21 protein-coding genes are annotated in these 21,244 nt (G+C 56.3%); 11 read left to right on the top strand and 10 right to left on the bottom strand.

What is annotated here, in order from left to right:
- Positions 1 to 3 precede the first annotated feature (3 nt).
- Complete coding sequence (gene xth / locus GOW93_RS07920) at positions 4 to 783, top strand: exodeoxyribonuclease III (RefSeq protein WP_170382910.1); 780 nt, start codon at positions 4 to 6, stop codon at positions 781 to 783.
- A gap of 4 nt (positions 784 to 787) precedes the next feature.
- On the opposite strand, the gene GOW93_RS07915 is transcribed toward xth, so the two are convergent.
- Positions 788 to 1,939 (bottom strand): FAD-dependent oxidoreductase, encoded by a 1,152-nt coding sequence (locus tag GOW93_RS07915; RefSeq protein WP_170382908.1) that lies wholly within the window; start codon positions 1,937 to 1,939, stop codon positions 788 to 790.
- 71 nt (positions 1,940 to 2,010) lie between these two features.
- Positions 2,011 to 2,433 carry an RNA polymerase-binding protein DksA gene (dksA, locus tag GOW93_RS07910; protein WP_170382906.1) on the bottom strand — a complete coding sequence of 141 codons (423 nt, stop codon included), beginning with the start codon at positions 2,431 to 2,433 and terminating at the stop codon, positions 2,011 to 2,013.
- A gap of 370 nt (positions 2,434 to 2,803) precedes the next feature.
- Between dksA and GOW93_RS07905 the strand changes: the two genes are divergently transcribed.
- The 7 genes from GOW93_RS07905 (at position 2,804) to GOW93_RS07875 (ending at position 10,081) form a co-directional block, all read left to right on the top strand.
- Entirely contained in the window at positions 2,804 to 3,649 is an 846-nt protein-coding gene (locus GOW93_RS07905; protein WP_170382904.1) for an AAA family ATPase, read from the top strand.
- 116 nt (positions 3,650 to 3,765) lie between these two features.
- Positions 3,766 to 4,215 carry a GNAT family N-acetyltransferase gene (locus GOW93_RS07900; protein ID WP_170382903.1) on the top strand — a complete coding sequence of 150 codons (450 nt, stop codon included), beginning with the start codon at positions 3,766 to 3,768 and terminating at the stop codon, positions 4,213 to 4,215.
- Positions 4,212 to 5,579 (top strand): DUF2927 domain-containing protein, encoded by a 1,368-nt coding sequence (locus tag GOW93_RS07895; protein ID WP_170382901.1) that lies wholly within the window; start codon positions 4,212 to 4,214, stop codon positions 5,577 to 5,579. Before GOW93_RS07900 ends, GOW93_RS07895 begins: the two co-directional genes overlap by 4 nt.
- A gap of 3 nt (positions 5,580 to 5,582) precedes the next feature.
- Positions 5,583 to 5,753, top strand: a complete 171-nt coding sequence (locus GOW93_RS07890) for a hypothetical protein (protein WP_170382899.1) — start codon at positions 5,583 to 5,585, stop codon at positions 5,751 to 5,753.
- Positions 5,754 to 5,756: 3 nt separating this feature from the next.
- On the top strand, positions 5,757 to 6,941 hold the full coding sequence (locus GOW93_RS07885; protein ID WP_170382897.1) for a vWA domain-containing protein: 1,185 nt from the start codon (positions 5,757 to 5,759) through the stop codon (positions 6,939 to 6,941).
- 170 nt (positions 6,942 to 7,111) lie between these two features.
- The gene (locus tag GOW93_RS07880) at positions 7,112 to 9,256 is read left to right on the top strand and encodes a hypothetical protein (RefSeq protein WP_170382895.1); all 2,145 of its coding nucleotides are present in this window, start codon (positions 7,112 to 7,114) and stop codon (positions 9,254 to 9,256) included.
- Positions 9,257 to 9,391: 135 nt separating this feature from the next.
- Entirely contained in the window at positions 9,392 to 10,081 is a 690-nt protein-coding gene (locus tag GOW93_RS07875; RefSeq protein WP_170382893.1) for a M48 family metallopeptidase, read from the top strand.
- Between the two features lie 71 nt (positions 10,082 to 10,152).
- On the opposite strand, the gene GOW93_RS07870 is transcribed toward GOW93_RS07875, so the two are convergent.
- Genes GOW93_RS07870 through GOW93_RS07850 form a run of 5 tightly spaced genes read right to left on the bottom strand, consistent with a single transcriptional unit; the run spans position 10,153 to position 15,367 of the window.
- Positions 10,153 to 10,695, bottom strand: coding sequence for an RSP_2648 family PIN domain-containing protein (locus GOW93_RS07870; protein ID WP_170382891.1), 543 nt, complete (start codon positions 10,693 to 10,695; stop codon positions 10,153 to 10,155).
- Entirely contained in the window at positions 10,692 to 11,894 is a 1,203-nt protein-coding gene (locus tag GOW93_RS07865) for an RSP_2647 family RNA methyltransferase (protein ID WP_170382889.1), read from the bottom strand. Before GOW93_RS07865 ends, GOW93_RS07870 begins: the two co-directional genes overlap by 4 nt.
- A gap of 38 nt (positions 11,895 to 11,932) precedes the next feature.
- Complete coding sequence (locus GOW93_RS07860) at positions 11,933 to 12,205, bottom strand: hypothetical protein (protein WP_170382887.1); 273 nt, start codon at positions 12,203 to 12,205, stop codon at positions 11,933 to 11,935.
- On the bottom strand, positions 12,192 to 14,981 hold the full coding sequence (locus tag GOW93_RS07855) for a glutamine-synthetase adenylyltransferase (RefSeq protein WP_170382885.1): 2,790 nt from the start codon (positions 14,979 to 14,981) through the stop codon (positions 12,192 to 12,194). Before GOW93_RS07855 ends, GOW93_RS07860 begins: the two co-directional genes overlap by 14 nt.
- The gene (locus GOW93_RS07850) at positions 14,978 to 15,367 is read right to left on the bottom strand and encodes a nuclear transport factor 2 family protein (protein WP_170382883.1); all 390 of its coding nucleotides are present in this window, start codon (positions 15,365 to 15,367) and stop codon (positions 14,978 to 14,980) included. The genes GOW93_RS07855 and GOW93_RS07850 overlap by 4 nt, the downstream gene beginning before the upstream one ends.
- Positions 15,368 to 15,519: 152 nt before the next feature.
- Between GOW93_RS07850 and GOW93_RS07845 the strand changes: the two genes are divergently transcribed.
- The 3 genes from GOW93_RS07845 (at position 15,520) to GOW93_RS07835 (ending at position 17,340) form a co-directional block, all read left to right on the top strand.
- A complete protein-coding gene (locus tag GOW93_RS07845; protein WP_170382881.1) occupies positions 15,520 to 15,942 on the top strand; it encodes a DUF2852 domain-containing protein in 423 nt (140 codons plus the stop codon).
- 67 nt (positions 15,943 to 16,009) lie between these two features.
- Positions 16,010 to 16,441 (top strand): RDD family protein, encoded by a 432-nt coding sequence (locus GOW93_RS07840; RefSeq protein ID WP_170382880.1) that lies wholly within the window; start codon positions 16,010 to 16,012, stop codon positions 16,439 to 16,441.
- A 74-nt stretch (positions 16,442 to 16,515) separates the two neighbouring features.
- Complete coding sequence (locus GOW93_RS07835) at positions 16,516 to 17,340, top strand: arginyltransferase (RefSeq protein ID WP_170382878.1); 825 nt, start codon at positions 16,516 to 16,518, stop codon at positions 17,338 to 17,340.
- A gap of 66 nt (positions 17,341 to 17,406) precedes the next feature.
- Here GOW93_RS07835 and GOW93_RS07830 read toward each other — a convergent pair whose 3' ends face one another.
- The 3 genes from GOW93_RS07830 to GOW93_RS07820 all read right to left on the bottom strand — a co-directional run bounded on the left by GOW93_RS07830 (position 17,407) and on the right by GOW93_RS07820 (position 21,243).
- Positions 17,407 to 17,856: a DUF6404 family protein gene (locus GOW93_RS07830; protein WP_170382876.1), complete on the bottom strand. Its 450-nt coding sequence runs from the start codon at positions 17,854 to 17,856 to the stop codon at positions 17,407 to 17,409.
- Between the two features lie 88 nt (positions 17,857 to 17,944).
- Positions 17,945 to 20,299, bottom strand: coding sequence for a TRAP transporter large permease subunit (locus tag GOW93_RS07825; protein WP_170382874.1), 2,355 nt, complete (start codon positions 20,297 to 20,299; stop codon positions 17,945 to 17,947).
- A 17-nt stretch (positions 20,300 to 20,316) separates the two neighbouring features.
- Entirely contained in the window at positions 20,317 to 21,243 is a 927-nt protein-coding gene (locus tag GOW93_RS07820; protein WP_170382872.1) for a TRAP transporter small permease subunit, read from the bottom strand.
- Position 21,244 lies beyond the last annotated feature (1 nt).

The following is a 21,244-nucleotide window of genomic DNA, read 5'->3' as shown; positions in this document are numbered from 1 at the left end:
CGCATGAAAATCGCCACGTTCAACATCAACGGCATCAAAGCGCGAGCCGAAGCTCTGCCAAGGTGGCTGGATGAAGCTCAACCAGACGTGGTACTGCTGCAGGAAATCAAATCAATCGACGAAAATTTCCCACGCGAGATGTTTGAAGAGCGCGGATATAACGTCGAAACGCATGGCCAGAAGAGCTTCAACGGCGTGGCGATCCTGTCAAAGCTGCCGCTGGAAGACGTGTCTCGTGGCTTGCCGGGCGACGAAGATGACAAACAGGCGCGCTGGATAGAGGCCACGGTGATTGGCAAGCAGGCGCTGCGAATCTGCGGGTTGTACCTGCCCAATGGCAACCCCGTTCCCGGACCGAAATACGATTACAAACTGGCCTGGATGGAGCGACTGTATCAGCGCGCGCGCGATTTGATGGCTGCTGAGGAACCGGCGCTGATGGCGGGGGATTACAACATTATACCTCAAGCCGAGGATGCGGCCCGCCCTGATGCCTGGCGTGAGGACGCCCTGTTTCGTCCTGAAAGTCGTGCGGCGTTCCGCAAAATTCTCAACCTGGGCTTCACCGAGGCGTTCCGGGCCCGCACTCGTGGCCCCGGCCATTATTCCTTTTGGGACTATCAGGCCGGAGCTTGGAACAAGAACGATGGTATACGCATCGACCATTTTCTGCTGACACCACAGGCAGCTGATTTAATGCGGGACTGCCAGATTGACGCTGCCGTGCGCGGGCATGAAAAGCCATCGGACCACGTGCCGGTTTGGATTGACCTCGATCTGTAAGCGCTCAGGCGGTCGCGTCGTAGCTGTAAATCCATTCATATTTTTGAGCCAGACGCGGACCAACCGCCATCAGTGCCAGTTGCGCCGCCAATCTCATTGGGCCGCGCAAATGGAAATTACGCGCATTGGCGCCCGCGGCGTCAACCACTCGTTTGGCTCTGGATCGACGGTGGGCTTCATAGGCTGCCAAGGCTTGGGTCACTCCGGGTTGTTCTTCGAAAGATCGGGCCAGAAACCAGGCATCCTCCAACGCCAGACATGCACCCTGCGCCATGAAAGGCAGCGTGGGATGCGCGGCATCGCCAAGCAAGGCAAGGCGTCCGTCCTGCCAGTTTTTCGCAACAGGACGCAAGAACAGGGCCCACACATGTGTTTCTGTCACATCGGCCAGAATGTCACGCGCCGGGCCACCGAAATCGGCAAATCGTTGACGCAGCTCGTTCGGGTCACCCTGTAGACGCCACCCCTCTTCCTGCCAGTCCGAACGCTCCTCGATCGCCACGACATTCATCAGGGATTGATCGCGCAACGGATAGGTCACCACGTGGCGCCCCGGCCCCATCGTCAGTGAGGCGCGTGGTGAGTGGTCTCGGTGTGACCATGGAACCATCGCACGCCACGCCACCTGATGCGTAAACTGAGGATTTTCGACCCCATTCAGGATCGGACGGATCGCACTGCGTCCCCCATCCGCTGAGATGGCACAATCCGAGTGGAACCGCGCGCCATTCTCAAGAACCACCTCCGCCTCGCCAGGATGTTTGACAACTTTCTCAACCCGCGCGCCAAGGCGGATTTCGACCCCGGCCGCCACAGCCGCGCGGTGCAGCAAATCCAGAAGGTCCGCTCGATGATAGTAATAGGTCTGCCCGGCAGCAGGCGTGGGAATATGACTGATATTCCGGCCCCGGCGATAGTCGCGCAAGACCGTACCATGGGAGATCTGACCATTCTCGGGCACTTGCCCAACTACATTCAGCGCCCGCAGAACCGTCGTCCCATTTGCGCTGATCTGGAGACCCGCGCCCATTTCGGTCAATGCCGGGGCTTGCTCTAGCACAGTCACCTGCGCCCCGCGTTGCTGCAACGCCAAAGCAGCCGCTAGCCCCCCTATTCCGCCGCCGATAATACTGAATTTCAGACTGTCGATATTCATGGCATCGGCTTAACGCAAAAACGCCGAAGCCACAGGCCCCGGCGTTCGAGTTTTCCCGAATTTCCCAGCGATCAATCGTCGCGGTGGACCTTTTCGCGGCGCTCGTGGTGTTCCTGCGCCTCAAGCGTCATTGTGGCGATCGGACGCGCGTCCAGACGTTTCAGCGAGATCGGGTCGCCCGTCATCTCGCAATAGCCATACTCACCCTCATCGATACGGCGCAGGGCCGAGTCGATCTTGGCCACCAGCTTACGCTGACGGTCCCGAGTGCGCAGTTCCAGCGCGCGGTCGGTTTCCTCGCTCGCGCGGTCAGCAACGTCCGGAATGTTACGGGTGTTGTCCTGCAGCCCTTCGATCGTGTCGCGGCTGCCCGCCAATAATTCAGTCTTCCAATCCAGCAGCTTGCGGCGAAAATACTCAAGCTGTCGGTCATTCATGAAAGGCTCATCTTCGGCCGGACGGTAATCCTCCGGCAGAAAAACTTCCTGCTTCATTTTTGCTCCCTCGGTTTGGCCAAAAACGTCGGTTGCGATTGATTCACCTGACATTTGGCACTCCCTTCTGCCGTGCGTTTATCCGACGCGCGTATGAATGTCACTACACAAACGTCGTGTTGAAACGCCACGGCATCGACTTGTCTAAATATGAGACATGTAACAGCAAAACCTTGTTTTTCTGTGAAAAATGTCAGGCGAAACTTGGGCAAACCACAACCAGAGCGGCACTCAAAGGGTCCCGAATCACACAAAAGAGATTGGAGTCGCTACGAAAATTGCATCGCGTGACGCGGTGGCCCGCTTGTCAAAATCATCGCCCCTCTGTAACCCGAACAGCACAGATTGCGCGAAACCACACGAGGGGCCCATGACCGCACGTTTCCAAGGCACGGCAGAATATGTTGCCACCGATGACCTGACCATTGCGGTGAACGCCGCTGTGACACTGGAACGCCCCCTGCTGGTCAAAGGTGAACCCGGCACCGGCAAAACCGAATTGGCCAAGCAAGTGGCCGGAGCGCTGGGGCTGCGCATGATCGAGTGGAATGTGAAATCCACCACCCGCGCGCAACAGGGCCTATATGAATATGATGCGGTCAGTCGTCTACGCGACAGTCAGCTGGGTGAAGAGCGCGTGCATGACGTATCGAACTATATCCGCAAGGGTAAACTTTGGCAGGCGTTCGAAGCCGACGAAAAGGTCGTATTGTTGATTGATGAGATCGACAAGGCCGACATCGAATTTCCCAACGACCTCTTGCAGGAACTCGATAAAATGGAGTTCCATGTCTACGAAACTGGTGAAACGATCCGCGCCAAGAACCGCCCCATTGTCATCATTACCTCAAACAATGAAAAAGAACTGCCCGACGCTTTCCTGCGTCGGTGTTTCTTCCACTACATCCGCTTTCCGGACGAAGCCACGATGCGCCGGATCGTCGAAGTCCACCATCCGGGCATCAAGGATGCGCTGCTGACAACCGCGCTGACGCAGTTCTATGAAATTCGCGAAACGCAGGGGCTGAAGAAGAAGCCTTCCACCTCGGAAGTGTTGGACTGGCTAAAGCTGCTTCTGGCCGAAGATCTGACCGCCGAGGACCTTAAACGTGACGGTGCCAACGCCCTGCCCAAGCTGCACGGTGCCCTGCTAAAGAACGAGCAGGACGTTCATTTGTTCGAGCGTCTGGCCTTTATGGCGCGCAGTAAGCGTTGAACCTTTTGAACTTCCGGTGATCGCTGCTTGCCTTGGGTCGGTCTGACTGTCAGCATTGCAGGTGGCGGCCCGGCTATGTCGGGCTATCTTTGACCGGACATGACGGGGCATTCTGATTGGCTAACACACTGACCATCCGCGCGCTGCGGCCCGAAGATCGCCCAGATTGGTCTGACATGTGGCGCGATTATCTGGCCTTCTATGAGACGACAGTCCCAGACGAAGTCTATGACAGTACTTTTGCGCGTCTACTAGGGGACGATCCGCATGATTTCTCGTGTTTTGTTGCGGAACAAGATGAAACATTGGTTGGACTGACACATTACCTTTTTCACCGCCATGCTTGGAAGGTTGAGCCCGTCTGCTATCTGCAGGATCTCTTCGCTCAGCCACAAGCGCGCGGCACTGGTGTAGGACGAGCCCTGATCCAGGCCGTTTATGATGAGGCCGACCGACAAGGTGCCCCCTCGGTCTATTGGCTTACACAGGATTTCAACCACACCGCCCGCAGGCTCTATGACCGCATAGGCAAGCAAACGCCGTTCATAAGATATCAACGACCATGATGCGCTGGGTGGCCCTTTTTGCCGGTGTGGTACTGGCAGGCTGCGCAACGGTGGAACCGACCGAGGTGCCAACCCGCGTGAAAGCCATCGAAGAGACCTTGCCTCCGGCCAAGGCGTTCACCCGCGCCCAACCGTCGCCTCCGGCTAGGTCAAATGCGAATATTGCTGCGGATTTCGTCTCGCTGCATTTTGCGCTGGAAGGCGGCGCCCAACTCCCTGTGTTCACACGGTTCGAAACACCCATCACAGTACGTCTTACCGGATCACCCACACCATCGATGCAGCGCGACTTGACGCAGCTACTGAACCGTCTGCGCCGCGAAGCAAGAATTGACATCCGCCAGATTTCGGACGGTTTGGCCAACATCACTATCGAAGCCGTCAGTCAGGATCAGATTCACGCCATCCTGCCACAGGCGGCCTGTTTTGTGGTGCCAAACTCGTCGAGTTTTGAAGAATACCGTCGCGACCGGCGTAAACAGAAAAGCAGCTGGAGCCGCCTGCGAAGCCGGGAACGTCTGGGTATTTTCATCCCCTACGACGTCAGCCCGCAGGAAAAGCGCGATTGCCTGCATGAAGAGATCGCCCAGGCGCTGGGGCCCTTGAACGATCTGTATCACCTGCCGGATTCGGTGTTCAACGATGACAACATCCACACCGTTCTGACCGGATTTGACATGCTGATCCTTCGCGCGGCCTATTCACCTGAACTGCGCAGTGGCATGACCAAGGAACAGGTTCAGGCCGTCTTGCCCGGCGTCCTGAGCCGCCTGAATCCCCGTGGAAACGCCCTGCCCGCGCAGCAGATATCTGAAACGCCGCGCGATTGGATCAATGCAATTCAGAAATCTCTGCGTCCGCAATTGGGGTATCAGCGGCGTTTGCGGGCCGCCCAATATGCCGCCCGGATCGGGCAGGAACAAGGCTGGACCGACCACCGCCGCGCCTACCCCTACTATGTGATGGGGCGTATGGGTCAGTTCGACAACCCGCAAGAAGCCCTTCGGAACTATCAGATAGCCTTGCAATACCTTCGCACCACCCCGGGAACCGAGGTTCATCAGGCTTATGTGACCACCCAAACCGCCGCCTATTCACTGGCACGAGGCAAAGGACCCGAAATCCTACCCGAATTGGACAGGGCAATCGACGTTATGATGCGGGCCGAGAATGCGTCGCAACTGGCAACTCTGTTGCTGCTGAAATCTGAGGCGCTCAATCAGGCCGGTCGGACCGATCAGGCACGTTCCGTCAGGCTGGACAGCCTTGCATGGGCGCGCTACGGGTTCGGCTCGGAAACGGTGGTTCGGTCGCTGATGCAGGACGTTGCTGAAGGCCCCCGAAATAAAAACAGAGGCGGATAACGCATGGTCGTAGTTTTGGGAATGGCGATACTGGGGGCAATCCTTGGGGCCCTGACTGCACGCAAACGCAAAGGCAGCGGGGCGGATATTGCCCAATATGCGGCGGGTTATGGTATTGGGTTTGCCCTGATCGGTCTGGTTCTGTCGCTGATCCTTGTCCGATTCTTGGTGTAACTTATGTTCATACCCTTTTTCGAAAACCTACGGATAGCAGGCATTCCCGTATCTTTGCGCGAATATCTGACTTTTCTGGAGGGTATGAAAAAGGGATTGGCCACCTATGATGTCGAGGCATTCTACTACCTTGCCCGCGTCTCGATGGTGAAAGACGAGCGCAACATCGACAAGTTCGACCGCGCATTTGCCGCCAGTTTCGAAGGCCTGGACCAGATCAGCTTCGATCAGGTTTTGGAAGCGGTTGATATCCCTGCCGACTGGCTGGCCAAAATGGCCGAAAAGCACCTGTCCGAAGAAGAAAAGGCGGAAATTGAAGCCCTTGGCGGTTTCGACAAGCTTATGGAGACGCTGCGTGAGCGCCTGAAGGAACAGCAAGGTCGCCATCAGGGTGGCAACAAATGGATTGGTACAGCCGGGACATCCCCGTTCGGCGCCTACGGGTACAACCCCGAAGGTGTGCGCATTGGCCAGAAGGAAAGCCGCCACCAACGCGCAGTCAAAGTCTGGGATAAGCGCGAATTCAAGAACTTGGATGACACAGTCGAGCTAGGAACACGGAATATCAAGGTCGCCCTAAAACGCCTGCGCCGCTGGGTGCGCGAGGGGGCGGCAGAGGAACTTGATCTGGACGGTACCATCCGCGCCACGGCCGAGCATGGCTATCTGGATGTCAAAACCCGGCCTGAGCGTCACAACGCGGTTAAGGTGCTGTTGTTTCTGGATGTCGGCGGCTCGATGGACCCTCATATCAAGGTAGTTGAAGAGCTGTTCTCGGCCGCCCGGACCGAGTTCAAGCATTTGGAATATTACTATTTCCACAATTGCCTCTACGAAGGTGTCTGGCGCGACAATCGCCGCCGCTGGGATCAACAAACCCCAACACATGAAGTGCTGCGGACCTACGGCTCGGACTACAAATGTATCTTCGTCGGCGACGCCTCAATGAGCCCCTACGAAATAGCCTATCCTGGCGGCGCAAATGAGCATTGGAACCAAGAAGCCGGTCAGGTCTGGCTGCAGCGAGCGCGCGAGCAATGGCCATCAAACCTGTGGATTAATCCGGCGCCTAAGAAATACTGGAAATACACCCAATCCGTCGGCATGATCCAAGAGATCTTCGAAGATCGCATGGTGCCGATGACGTTGGCCGGGCTAGATCAGGGCATGCGAGAGCTGACGCGCTAGAACGTAGCAGACCGGCAGTTTTCAAAATTATCGTCAAAATCAGAAACAAAAACGCGTATTTTCCCTATCCTACAGGGCTTTATCCGCCATTCTGAAACAATTGGCCAAAAAACCCCTACGGATCCGAATTTTATGATATGTTTAGCCTTGGTTGTGGCTGGGGGGCTAAAATGACCAATTTTAGTATACGAACTTTTCTTATTTCTACCGTGACATCCGCGTCACTTTTTTGTTCATCCGTGGCTATTGTCGCCTTTGTCCTGACACCTGACACCGCCTTTGCGAAAAGTGAAAACGGTAAGGGAAATGGGAAGGGCAAAGGTAAAGGCGGCGGTGGCAGCAACGCCAGCAAAGCATCCGAAGCAAGTCAGTTCAAACCAAAGTCTCAGAAAACTCAATACGGAAAGAGAATTAAACTTAAGAACAACGGTGCGCGCAGTTCAAAAACGGGCAGCGGAAAACTTCAGAAAACTTCACTGTCTGACTTTGGGCGCGAATTCAAACGCGATGTTCAAGAACTATTCGGCATAAAACAGAGCACAAAGCCCAGACGAAACGCTGTAACAACCCCCAAAAAGGCCACTAAAAAAGCTTCAATCAAACCGCTCGAAAAATCACTTCGCCCCGTTACGCGTAGCAGCAAACACTACTATCGAGACCCGCTTGTGGCGAAGATTACTGACCCCTACGGCTCGGACAAGCTGCGCAACCTGAATGCGTCGAATGCAGCCTACCCAGCGCTCAGGAACGCAGCCCCAAACAGCAATGTAGGGAAGATCGCAACATATCAAGCGGCGGCATATGAGTATTACGACCTGCGATCCGACCTATATGATGCCCGGCGCGATCTGCGTGAGTTGAACGAAAGCTATGACGGGCGCAGCAGCGATGAGATTGCGGATGATATCGCTGACCTTGATCCGAGTGATCCAAATTATGATGACGATCTCAGAGATTTGGAAAAAGAACTGCAAGACGCAGAAGCCTATGAAGAAGCCCGAGACAATCTGCACGAAAATATCGCAGGTATTAAGTCCGAAACCAAAGAGGCACTTTACCAAGCAGAATCTGCTTTCTTTGATGCCTCCAAGGGGCAGACTTTAACACCCGATGCGCTTGGAGACTTTCATTCCAACCTAGGTTTACCGCAGCCCAAAGCCCCCTACCAAGACGACGTGACGATACAGCCCGTAGGTTACGATCCGAGTTACCATCACGATGCACAAGCCCGAAAGTATCAGCCAACAGAAACCGATTATCGGCTTCGCTATGAAAATGCCGAGTATAGCGGCAAACACCGCGGGAAACGTTATTATGGCGACCCACTTGTGGCGGCAATTACTGATCCCTACGGCTCGGACAAGTTACGCAACCTGAATGCGTCGAATGCAGCAGCTCCAGCCCTAAGGAACGCAGCCCCCAACAGCAATGTAGGGAAAATCGCCACATACCAGTCTGCCGCAAATGAGTATTACGACCTTCGATCCGACCTGTATGATGCCCGACACGATCTGCGTGACTTGAACGAAAGCTATGACGGGCGCAGCAGCGATGAAATTGCGGATGATATCGCCGACCTTGACCCGAGTGATCCAAATTATGATGACGATCTCAGAGATTTGGAAAAAGAACTGCAAGACGCGGAAGCCTATGAAGAAGCCCGCGATGATCTGCGCGCAGACGTAAAAGGGCTGCGAGTTGATACCATGGTAGCCCAAAAAGAAGCGGAACATGCCTTTTTTGAAGCTTCAAAGGACACAGAACTGACAAAAGACGCTCTGGCTGATTTTCACGAGAACTTGGATTTGCCGGAGCCAGGTGATCACTACGATGACGAGGTTACGACACAGCCCATCTCGTACAACCCGGACTATCACCACTATTCCAATGCCCACGCCTATATGACAGAGGTCACGGACTATCAGCTGGATTTTGATGGTGCCAGTGGCGGAACCGAAGAACCCCTGAGCAACAATTACAGTGTTCCGCTCGCGTCAGAGACCAAAACAACTGAGGAAACTTTTAAATTGCGCGATCACCCCCCCGCGCATGCTTTGGAACCACGCTACGCATTTTCCAAGGATGAGGTCGCTGTGATAGCAGCGTATCGGACCGCAGTGGTTGACTATGATGAACCCCGCCCGAATCCCGATGTCGCTTCGCGTGAAGTGAGCATCTTGAAAGGTAGTGAATATAGCAGCGTTAGTGCGGACATAATTCGTGAAATAACCGAGCTCGATCCAAGCGATCCGGAGTTTTACAACAAGCTTGACGTTTTGGGCTCTGAGTTGCGCAAGGCGGATACGAACGATTGAGCTTATAGAGCCGTCGCGCAGACAAGTCGGCCCAGAATACACGAAGTTGGGCAAGCGGCGGCCTACGCTAAAGAAAAGGTGAGTCGGCATAGTTGCAAGCTTGCTTAAACTGTATTCCTTGCCCATATCTGAAGTATGTTACGCCTTGCCCCCATTCTACTGGCAATTGCATACGCCGTTGTCATGTACCGGATTTCGGTCTGGCGCACACACCGGGAACTGGATGCCAAATCGACCGAACTGGCTGACCCTGCACTCAAGCGGATGACCGACCGGCTGGCTGCCGCGCTCGAGATCGACCGGGTTCCAGTGTATATCTATGAAATCGATCCGGTGAACGGTTTGGCTGCGCCGGATGGCCGAATATTCATTACGCGTGGGTTCTACCGAAAATTCCGAAACGGTGAGGTCTCAGCCGAGGAAATGGCCAGCGTAATCGCGCATGAGTTGGGGCATGTGGCTTTGGGTCATGCACGACGTCGTATGATTGATTTTTCTGGTCAAAACGCAATGCGGGCTGCGTTGATGATGCTATTGAACCGGTTCATTCCATTCATCGGGGCGTGGATCGCCAACATGTTGACGCACCTTCTGGCTTCGCGCCTATCGCGAGGGGACGAGTACGAGGCGGACGAATATGCTGCCGCGTTGCTGACCAAAGCTGGAATTGGGATCGGACCGCAGAAGTCTTTGTTTCACAAGCTTGAAAATTTAACGCAGCAGCGGGCCGGAGTTGTTCCAGCCTGGTTGATGAGCCATCCCAAAACAGATGAACGGATTGCAGCTCTGGAGACGCTTGAGCAGCGTTGGGGAACAAACGGTTAGGTCAAGGCAGCGAGGGGCCAGCCCCTCGCGCTCCCCGGGATATTTTTGGCCAGATGAAGTTGGAACCGGGTTTAGGTCGTCAGGGCTTTGCCAAGCCGAGGCAGGCGGGCTTTTTTCATCAGGCCGCGCAGGGTCCATTGCTCGCCGGACAGTCGATTAGCCTCAGCCAGTACGCGATTGGCCGTGTCGGTCATCCCGTCCGGGTCGGTCTGCCAAAACCCCTGCAACAGGCCGTCGGGGTCGAGGCGGTCGAGGCCTTCTTCTGCGAGGATGTTCTTGGGAAAATCCTTGGCGTTTACAGTGACGATGACATCGGCCGAGGTCGCCACGGCAGTCGCCAAAACGTGAATATCCGCGCTGTCAGGCAGCCAGAGGCGTTGTTCGAGACCCGGAGTAGCGGTGCGTTGCGCCTTGGGCCAGTTCGATTGAGCCAAGGCAATTTCGGCACGGGCCTGCGCCTCGCCTTCCGGGCCAAGTTTGCGCGCTGCGCGGGCCCATTCCTCGAGAATGCGGTCTGACCAGATGGGGGTGAAATGGCCGAGTTTAGCAGCGCCCAGCAGCATCTCTCGCATCACCGTGGGGTAGATGACGCAGGTATCCAGAACTGCCTTCACAACCGGTAGAACACGGCTTTGAGGTAGCCACTTTCGGCAAGTTGCGGCAGTTGCGGATGGTCGGGGCCAGCAAAACCTGTATGGATCAGTTGCGCCTGCCGCCCGGCCCTCCCGATACCACGAGAGGAAGCATCGCGGAACCGACCCAGGTCGGCGGCATGAGAGCAGGAGCACAGGCCCAGATACCCGCCCGGCTTCACCAGAGGTGCAGCAAGCCGGGCAACGCGTTCATAGGCGCGCAGTCCAGCGTCCAGTGCCTGTTTCGAAGGTGCAAAAGCGGGTGGATCGCAGATAACTACATCGAATTGCTCGCCTTCCTCACCCAGTTGTGCCAACACATCGAAAGCGTCGCCCTGCCGGGTTTGAAAACGGTCGGAAAACCCAGACGCCTCAGCGCCCTGCGCGGCCAGTTCCAATGCGGCAGCCGACCCATCGACGGAAAGGGCGCGTCCGGCACCTCTGGCCAGCATTGCCAGACCGAACCCACCGACATGGCTGAACACGTCCAACACCTGTGCGCCCGGCTGGACCAGTCGAGCTGCAAAGGCATGGTTTGGGCGTTGGTCGTAAAACAGGCCGGTTTTTTGACCGCCGGTCAGGTCAGCCATATAGGTCGCGCCATTCATCGGCACCGGGAGCGGCGCGTCAGGGGCCTCGCCGCGTAGGGTCTGGTTCACGTCATCCAATCCCTCAAGCCCGCGTGTACGACCCGAGGCGTTTTTCAGAACCGTCGTCACATCGGTGACACGGACCAATGCGTCGGTGAGCACTTCCAGATGCGCCTCGGCCCAAGCGGCGTTGGGCTGGATTACGCACGCATCTCCAAAGCGGTCGATGATCACGCCGGGAAAGCCATCAGCCTCGGCATGGATCAGGCGGTAGTATGGCGCATCGAACAGACGTTCGCGCATCTCAAGTGCGCGGCGCAAGCGGGTCTCAAACCACTCGGCGTCCAGTTGGGCGTCAAGATCACGATCCAGCACGCGGCACATGATCTTTGATTCAGGATTCACCGCAACCAGTGCAATTGGTGTGCGCTTTTCGTCCTCCAATACAGCCAGAGCACCCGCCGGGATTTTGCGGGTTCGCCGGTCGGTGACGATGTCATTGGCGTAAACCCACGGGAAGCCGTGGCGCAATCCGCGCGCGTTGGCCTTGGGTTTTAGTCGAATACGGGGACGGTCGATGACTTGGTTCATAGCGCCCTCATAGTGGCGATCGGGCCGAGGGAAAAGCCCTAGCGGGGGCGAGACCGCCACCCACCGCGCCGTTTCGGTGCTTGGGCGGATTTCAGCCCTTCGGCCAGTACCCGAGTCATCGGGTGATCAGCTTCTTGCTCGGCATACAGGGTGTGCAATTCGGTCAGGGCCTCCGTTTGGTCCCTGTCTGCAGGCAGGCTGAGCGCCCAGTCCAAAAAGATGCTTCGGCATTCGGGCAAGGTGATGCCCTCGATCCGATAAGCTTCGCGGATCAGGCCTTTGTGATCGTTTGGATCGTCATTGCGCGGCATCTTTCGCCCTTCCGATGACGCGACCGATGATATCGGCCGCTGCGGTGTATTTTTCCTGCAACGCAGCCTGAAGCTGCTCGACCTGCTCGAACCCTGTGGCGCGGCACAGGAACGCGGTGCCACCCTCGCCGATCTTGTCGGCGTCGATGACCTTGCCGGAAAGTAGCCGGGCTGCGCATTGCACCGACCAGAATAGATCGTAGCAGTCTTTCAACGTTTGCGCCTGAGCGACGTCCAGTAATTCGGCTACGACAGCCCCGTCCAGTCCCGCGGATACGTCGCGCTGAGCAATACCGGACAACAGCGCTCCGGTTTCAGCCATCAGTTCAATATCCATCATCCGGCCTGCGCCGTTCTTGGCATCCCAAATCCCTGCAGGAGATTTCGCAGCGGCCAAACGAGACCGCATTTCAGCCACCTCGTGCAACACCTTCTGGTGATCTTCTGGCTTCGACAGGAACCCGGCGCGGAAAGATTCGATATCGTTCGCCAGCCCTTCGTCTCCTGCTACGACACGGGCGCGGGTCAGCGCCAGATGCTCCCACACCCAGGCTTCGTTCTGCTGGTAGTTGGTGAAGCTGTTCAAGCTGGTTGCCACCGGCCCCTGATTTCCCGACGGGCGCAGGCGCATGTCCACCTCATAGAGCCGCCCCTGCGACATCGGAGCGGAAAGCGCTGTGATCAGCGCCTGAGTGAACCGCGCATAGTAGGTGCGTGTCGCCAGCGGGCGCGGGCCGTCTGACATATCCTGGTCCATTGGATCGTAGATCACGATCATATCCAGATCGGATTGCGAGTTGATGCGCCCTGCTCCCAGCGAGCCCATGCCCAGAACGGCCGCACCCCGACCGGGTGCAGGCCCGTGTTTCTTAGCAAACTGACCAGTAACGCATGGCACGATTGCCGCAATGATTGCACTCGCCAGTTCAGCATATTGTTGCCCTGCCTGCGTGCCATCGATCAGACCGCGCAAGTGATGGACGCCGATCCGGAAATGCCATTCCTTGCACCAGCGGCGCGCAAAATCGAGCTGGGTTTCATAATCAGATTCTTGATCAAGCGCCCGCTCCAATTCGGCCTGCAAGGCCACCTGACCCGGCCAGTCGGTGAAGAAACTGCCGCCAATTACAGCATCAAAGACCGACGCGTTGCGCGATAGATGCCCTGCCAAAGCATGCGAAGTGCCTACAATATCCACCAACAGATCAATCAGATGCGGATTGGCCTCGAACAAGGAAAACAGTTGCACCCCGGCGGGTAAGCCCGACAGGAACCCATCCAGCGCCAAAAGCGCCTCATCCGGTTTCGCGGTCTTCGAAAGGCGCGAGAGAAGCTCGGGCTTGAGGCGTTCGAAGATCCGCGCGCCCCGCTGCGACCGCAGTGCCGGATAGGTGGGCCAGCGGGCCAGAACGCTTTTGTCGAAATCGGCCTCTTTCGCTGGAATGGGTGTTGAAGACCCAGGGGCAAAAAATCCCTCGGTCAACTCATGTACTTCAGTCAGGCGTTGGGTCAGTTCGGAGGTCAGTTCGGTACTGTCGACCCCCATCAGGCAGGCGACCCTTTCAATCCCATCGGCAGACTGCGGCACCTTATGAGTTTGCGCGTCGTGCACCATCTGGATGCGGTGTTCGACTTCACGGTGGGCACGGTAGTGGTCGGTAAGCTTCGCGGCCACGTCCTGCGGAACCCAATTTTTCTCGGCGAGCGCCGCCAGACCAGGTACAGTGCCTCGCACACGTAGATCAGGATCACGTCCACCCGCAATCAATTGGCGGGTTTGGGTGAAAAACTCGATCTCGCGGATACCACCCTGCCCCAATTTCATGTCATGACCCGGAATGGTCAGCGCACCACCTGTACCCTTATTCTCACGGATGCGGAGGCGCATGTCATGGGCGTCTTGAATGGCGGCAAAATCCAGATGTCGACGCCACACAAAAGGACGTAGCGTATCCAGAAACCGCTGCCCTGCCTCCAAATCCCCGGCGCAGGCGCGGGCTTTGATATAAGCTGCGCGTTCCCAAGTGCGACCAAGGCTTTCATAATACCTCTCGGCGGCTTCTGCGGCCATGCAGACCGGCGTCACCGCTGGGTCGGGTCGCAAACGCAGATCTGTGCGGAACACATAGCCATCAGCCGTCTTGTCGCTGAGCGTGGCACAGAAGTTGCGCGTTGCCCGCACCATTCCCTGTCGCGCATCATAAAAGTCATCCGGATCAAATCGGGTTTCGTCGAACAGAACGATCAGGTCGATGTCCGAACTGTAGTTCAGCTCATGCGCGCCCATCTTGCCCATAGCCAGAATGATCATTCCAGCAGCGGTTTCCACGTCTTCCTCTGTCACCCCAGGTAGCTTACCGCGCCGGATCAGTGCCGCGATCTCAGCCTTAGCCGCCACATCCGCAGCCAAGGCACCGAAATCGGTCAGCGCGGCAGTCACCTTTTCCAGCGGCCACGCCCCCGCCAGATCGGCCAGAGCCGTCAGCAACGCCACGCGCCGCTTGGCCTGCCGCAATCCAGGCCTAAGCTGGTCTGGCGGTAACCTACGCGCTTGGGACATCACATCGGCCAATGCCTGATCGGGCAGGTGCAAAGCTTGCGACAACCACGCGTGCTCACTCTCGATCAGGCCTTTCAGATAAGGGCTGGAACCTGCCGTCCCAGCGATCAGTTCTCCCTGTTCGGCGGTTAGATCCGAGACCGCCTTCAGCGCCTCATCGCCTAACGACTTGTCGAAAGCGCGCGGAACCCGGTGAATGGAAAACGGGTCGGTCATTGAACCTCCAACGGGGTGTCCTGGCTAAAACTGTTGACCCAGACATCGTGGCGACGCTCCCACAAAGACGAAATCAGCATCGCCTCCCATGTCGTACTTCCGGGTCGCTGATAGTCCGCACGATAGGACAGCAACACGATATCAGAGGTCAGAACACGCAACTGCGTTTCGCTTAACTCGTACCGGGCCATCGTCGGCGCATCCGCAAATTGGCCGACGTGATCATCGCGATTGGCAAAGCCACTGGGGTAAACGCCCAGAAAATCCGCACTCAACAACGCCCGGTCCGCCTGGGCATTTCCTTCGACCAGCGCGGTCCAGACTTGTTTCTCCAAATCCAGAATTTCGGCAAGCGACGGGGCGGGTTTTCGTTCTACAGCAGACATTTCTGCAAATTGCTTGGTTCCCTTGGGGACGTCAACCAAAGTTGCGGGACGCATCTAATGTAAATCTTTTTTACATCACCCCCTTGCAACCACCTGCGCACTCCCCATCTAATCAATGTGAAAACGATTTACATCAAACCCGGAGACCCAACATGACTGCACTTTCCGAAACCGCTGTCCCCGAAAATCCGGGATGGCTGCGCCGTATCGAGACCTGGCTTGACGACAAGGGCAAGGGTGCCTGGATCGCAGTCATGGTCCTTGGTTTCATCTTCTTCTGGCCCGTGGGCCTGGCCCTTCTGGCCTATATGATCTGGAGCAAACGCATGTTCAGCAAATCCTGCAGCCGCCGCAAAACTTGGCACAGCCACATGAGCGCCATGAAACCTTCGGGCAACAGCGCCTTTGACGCCTATAAGGCCGACACGCTGGCACGGCTGGAGCGTGAACAGCAGGATTTCGAAGCCTTCCTGCGCCGCCTGCGCGACGCCAAGGACAAGGCCGAGTTCGATCAGTTCATGGACGAACGTGCCCGCGAAAACCAAGACGAAGCTGAAAACGGCGAACGCGCCTAATCCAGACTTGCCCTGTCCCGCCATTCGGGACAGGGTAATTTTACGAACAATATCCGGAATTTACGATATGACTCATCTGCCCGATCCAGACAGCCAGCCCGAGTTTTACCAGTCAGTGGCGTCCAAGCGATTTATCGCGTGGCTCTTTGACGTCGCTTTTATCTCGCTGCTGTGCATCGTGCCGGTTTTCCTGACATTTGGTGCAGGATTATTTTTCCTGCCCCTGATCTACGGCGTTATCAGTTTTATCTACCGTGTCGTCACAATCGCAAACGGATCGGCAACTCTGGGCATGCGTTTCATGGGCATTGAACTGCGGGATGCCTTCGGCTCTCGCATGGATATGGGTAAGGCCGTGGCGCACACTGCCGGATATTTTATCAGCATGGCGTTCTTCGTAATCCAAATCATCTCGGTCATCATGATGCTGACCAGCGCGCGATGTCAGGGGCTGACGGATTCATTCCTTGGTACAGTGATGATCAATCAGCGGGCATAAAATCAGCCACGTGAATCACTTGGCGGGTTGGGGAACCGTTGCTATCATCCCGTTTCAGGAAACACGGGACGTTCATGCGACACACGCTGCCAATTGCGCCGCAATTCTATGTGACGGCACCCCAGCCCTGCCCTTACCTTGAGGGCAGGATGGAGCGTAAGTTGTTCACAGCCTTACAGGGCGAAGGTGCAGATCAGCTGAACAACTCTCTGTCACAACAAGGGTTTCGCCGGTCTCAGAACGTACTCTACCGCCCGTCCTGCACCGATTGTGCCGCCTGCCTGTCCGCACGTATCGATGTGTCAGCATTTCGCCCCAGCAAAAGTCAAAAGCGAACGGCCAAACGAAACAGCTACCTGCAGCGCAGGGCGAACTCACCTTGGGCGACAGATGAGCAATACGATCTGTTCCGCCGTTATCTGGATACGCGTCACGCCGATGGCGGCATGGCCGATATGGACGTCTTCGAATTCGCCGCAATGATCGAGGAGACCCCCATCCGCAGCCGAGTGGTCGAATATGCCAACCCCGAAACCCGAGAGCTAATCGCCGTCAGCCTGACAGATGTTTTGGATGACGGGTTGAGCATGGTCTACTCATTCTTCGATCCGGATCTGCCGCAAAACTCTCTGGGGACATACATGATCCTCGATCATATCGACATCGCACGCGAGGCTGGTCTGCCCTATGTCTATCTTGGCTACTGGGTGCCGGGCAGCCCCAAGATGGGCTACAAGGCCCGTTTTTCGGGGCTTGAAGCCTATATTCAGGGCGACTGGAAACGTATCAAAAACCCCTCTGAACTAGCGGACGGTAATCATCACCCCCTGTCGACCGCTCCGATTGCCGAGCAGGTCGCCAGCATCCAATTGCCTGACCGCCACCCCACCAAAGGTTAGGTCATCCGTAACCAGAGCGTTCACCGAATGTCTATTGTGTTCCGCTTGGTGTGCGCAATCGATGACCTAAAGATCCTGCCAGTCTGGCAATCTTGCTTTTTTGGCCTTGGACTTAATACTCTTGGCAAACATGATCCCACCGAGGACTGAAACCACACAAACACCGCCCCACCCAAAGCGCTCCAGCGTCGCGAACGGCCCTCGTTCGACATGAGTCCCGATGCCGCTGTAAAGCAATCCGCCAAAGATAAGAAACATTAGGCCAGCACCACATCCCATGAGGGGCAAGGAGTTCATGAAATGTAATGGTCTTGGCGACAGGCCCATGCTTCGCAGCAGGTTGAAAATTGGTGGATAGGCTTCGAAACGCGATATTCCGGCGTGGTCGGTTGCCTGCAATGCTCTTTGTAGTTTCTCTCGCCTGTTCGATGCCGGCGTGGGTCTATACTGCTGAGTTGGGTAGTAGCGCCTGCCTTCAATACGGTTCAGGCGTTCGTTGAAATCGGATTTTGGCATGTGAAGTACCTTTGACAAGCTAATGTTATCTAAAAATAAAAAGAGGGCCTTGCGGCCCTCTTATCTTATGACAGGTTTCGTTCAGAGATCAATTGGGCATCAGATCAGGCACAATTGTCACTATTGACGGGAAGAACCACAGGATTGCGATCCCCACCACCTGAATGATCACAAACGGAACGATCCCGCGATAGATATGCCCGGTCGTCACCTCCTTTGGTGCCACGCCCCTTAGATAGAAAAGCGCAAAACCGAAAGGCGGGGTCAGGAACGAGGTCTGCAGGTTCACAGCCACCATGATCGTCACCCATTTGGGATCGAAAGACCCACCATATATCACTGGCCCGACGATGGGGATCACGATGTAAATGATCTCAAGGAAATCCAGCACAAATCCCAGAATGAACAACACCAGCATGACGATCAGGAAAACCGTAAACTCGTTGTCGAAACTACGCAGAAACTGCTGAATATAGTGCTCGCCTCCGAAAGAGATCACAACCAGGTTCAACAACTGCGACCCGATCAGGATTGTGAAAACCATCGATGTCACCTTGGCCGTCTCGCGAACCACCGGCGTCAGAACACCGCTGGAAAACAGCACCCAACAGGCAAAGATCAGACCGAAAAGCGCATAAAGATAGGCAGCATAGGCGAAGATGAAAGCGATCCAGCTTTCGACAGATACATTGCCTTGGTTGATGCGCAGGTCGAAATTTATGCCCATCAGCATGCAGATGATGACAGCGAGAGTCGACCAGATGATCACCTTGCCCGATCGCCCCTGGTCCTGCAGCTTGCGATAGGCCGCCAGCATGATCGCGCCACCCGCGCCCAGCGCCGCAGCTGGTGTCGGGTTGGTAATACCGCCAAGGATCGAACCCAGAACCGCGATGATCAGAACCAGCGGCGGAAAGACCACGCGGATCAAATCATTGGTAGCACAGCGTTCAGCTGCGAACTTGCAGCCATAAATCGCCAGAGCAAACGGTATCGCCAGTATCAGGAACGCCGCCCCCGATGAGGTCGTCGGCGCAATCAGCAGCACATCCACCAGCAGCATCAGCAATAGACCGATGGCGCCTACTATCAGCGGTTGCGTCGATTTCGATGGTGCAATGCCGCGACCGAACAGCAAGGTCAGACCCAGCAGCACAACGATAACGGCAACGCCTGTTCCGATCGGTGCTGCGGCTGCGATCTTGGCTTCCTGCGCGGCAGCCAGCTCTTCTTCGGTCAGACGCTGCGACTGGGAAACGCCACCCGCTTCATCCAATGCCTCCTGTTCAGCCACGGCCTGATCCCAGGCCGATTGACCATGCAACTCGATCATTGAAACCTTGCACTCTTCCGAAACATTGGTGCGCAGTGACGCTCCCTCACCAATGTCGGAAAAGGCCGAAACGTTGATGTTCTGGCTACCGATCATGCCGACGCTTCCAAGCAGGACTGCACCAACTATCAGAGCGACCGGAGCCCCCAGAAGCCAAGTGAGACCTTCTGACCGAGTGATTGGCTCACCGCCACCGCCACCCATTTCAACGGCTGGGGCTTTCTCGGGATTCATCAGCGCATAGCCAAAGGCATAAAGCGCATAGAGCAAGGCCAGCATGATCCCCGGCAGCAAGGCTGCTTGGAACAGAGTGCCGACGGAAACCACCGCAGGCTCACCCAGATAGGTCAGCGCGTCGGAACACCCAGCCTCGATCGCGCGGGTCTCTTGCGCAGTCGAATACAAATCACCGGCCAGTGTACCCAGCAGAACGATCACGATAGAGGGCGGAATGATCTGCCCCAACGTCCCCGAGGCCGCAATCACCCCGGTCGCCAGCTCGGGCGAGTAGTTGTTTCGCAACATAGTCGGCAGCGCCAACAAGCCCATGGTCACCACGGTTGCGCCCACAATCCCAGTCGAGGCCGCCAGAAACGCACCCACGACCACGATCGACACGGCCAGACCGCCCGGCAGAGGCCCAAAGACACGGGCCATCGTCGTCAGCAGATCGTTCGCGATCTTCGAGCGTTCCAGCGTGATCCCCATCAAGACGAACATCAGCACGGCCAGAAGGGTTTCAATGGACTGACCCGCCAGAACGCGTTCGTTGATGCGGTTTACGATGAACGAAACGTTTCGATCCAGCGCAGTTTCCCAGCCAGACGGGAAGACCGGCTCGCCATAGGTTGGCAAGTCCGGGTATCGGAACACGGATATCACATCGGGTTTGACCCCCGAGTTCACCAGATCACGATAGGCCTGCGAGCCTGAATCAATTGCCTGATGCACCAGCAACCCGGCACTGTCCAACGCCGCGATGATCCCGAATGAGATGATACCGGCCCCACCGATGGCAAATGCCACCGGAAAGCCGGAAAGGATGCCTCCGAAAAGGCAGAAGAATACGATAATGAGGCCTATCTCGACGCCATCAAGTCCGAATAGCATTGTCTGGGTCTCCGTCCTTAATGTGCGCCTTCGTAGGCTTCTTCACCCTCGCCAAGGCTGTCCTTGTCGAGGTATTTTCCTTCACTTTCCGGCCCTTCCACATATTCCAGATACGACCGGTAAATGAACGCGATTGCGTGCAGGAACACCATGCCCGCAAAGGCGACCAACAGTATCTTGAACAGGAAATACGCGTTGAAACCGTTAGGGCTGAACCCGATGGTTTCGACATTCCAGCGCAGAGCGCGGGATTTCATCACCAGACGGTCCAATGTGTCACTGGCAGAAGGTTTCGGTACGATCAGGTGCCGCCACATAAAGTACCAGCCATACATCCATGTCAGCACTGCCACCGGCATCATGAACAATAGGGCGCCCAGCATATCGACGATGCGTTTGGCGCGGTAGCTGATCCCGGCATAGATCAGGTCAACACGCACATGCCCGCCCTGTACAAACGTGTAGGTACAGCAAAGGCAGACGACCATGGCGTTATACAGCTTCAGTTCTTCGGCGAACCAGCTGATGTCCTGGGTCAACGGTATCCCCAATCCAAATGACATGTCCGGTCGCGCAAATATTCTCTGCATGAACACGATCACGATTTGTTGGACCACCATCAGAAGACCGGCCCAGGCAAAGAACCGGCCTGTGGTGTTGGCGAACCCTTCCAGACCGCGCACCATGCCCCACATGAAGTTCCGGTAATAGAGCCCAATGGCCGTCAGAACCAGAAAGAGTGCGAAAACCACAAAGAAGAACTCGACAGAGCCGCCATAATAGACAAAGCGCATGATCGCTTCTTTGTCCGACCAATTCAGCCAGAGCTGCGGATGCGTGATGGCGTATCCGAAATTATAGAAGGCTTCGGCAATGTTCTGAACGAACCATATCAGTCCGTTCCACAGGGCGCCGAAGAACGAGATACCGTTATCGTCCTGCATG

The organism is Ruegeria atlantica (assembly GCF_013032455.1).
Taxonomy (GTDB): Bacteria; Pseudomonadota; Alphaproteobacteria; order Rhodobacterales; family Rhodobacteraceae; genus Ruegeria; species Ruegeria atlantica_B.
The sequence above is the reverse complement of the archived record's forward strand: the minus strand, read 5'-3'. Positions and strand labels throughout refer to the sequence as shown.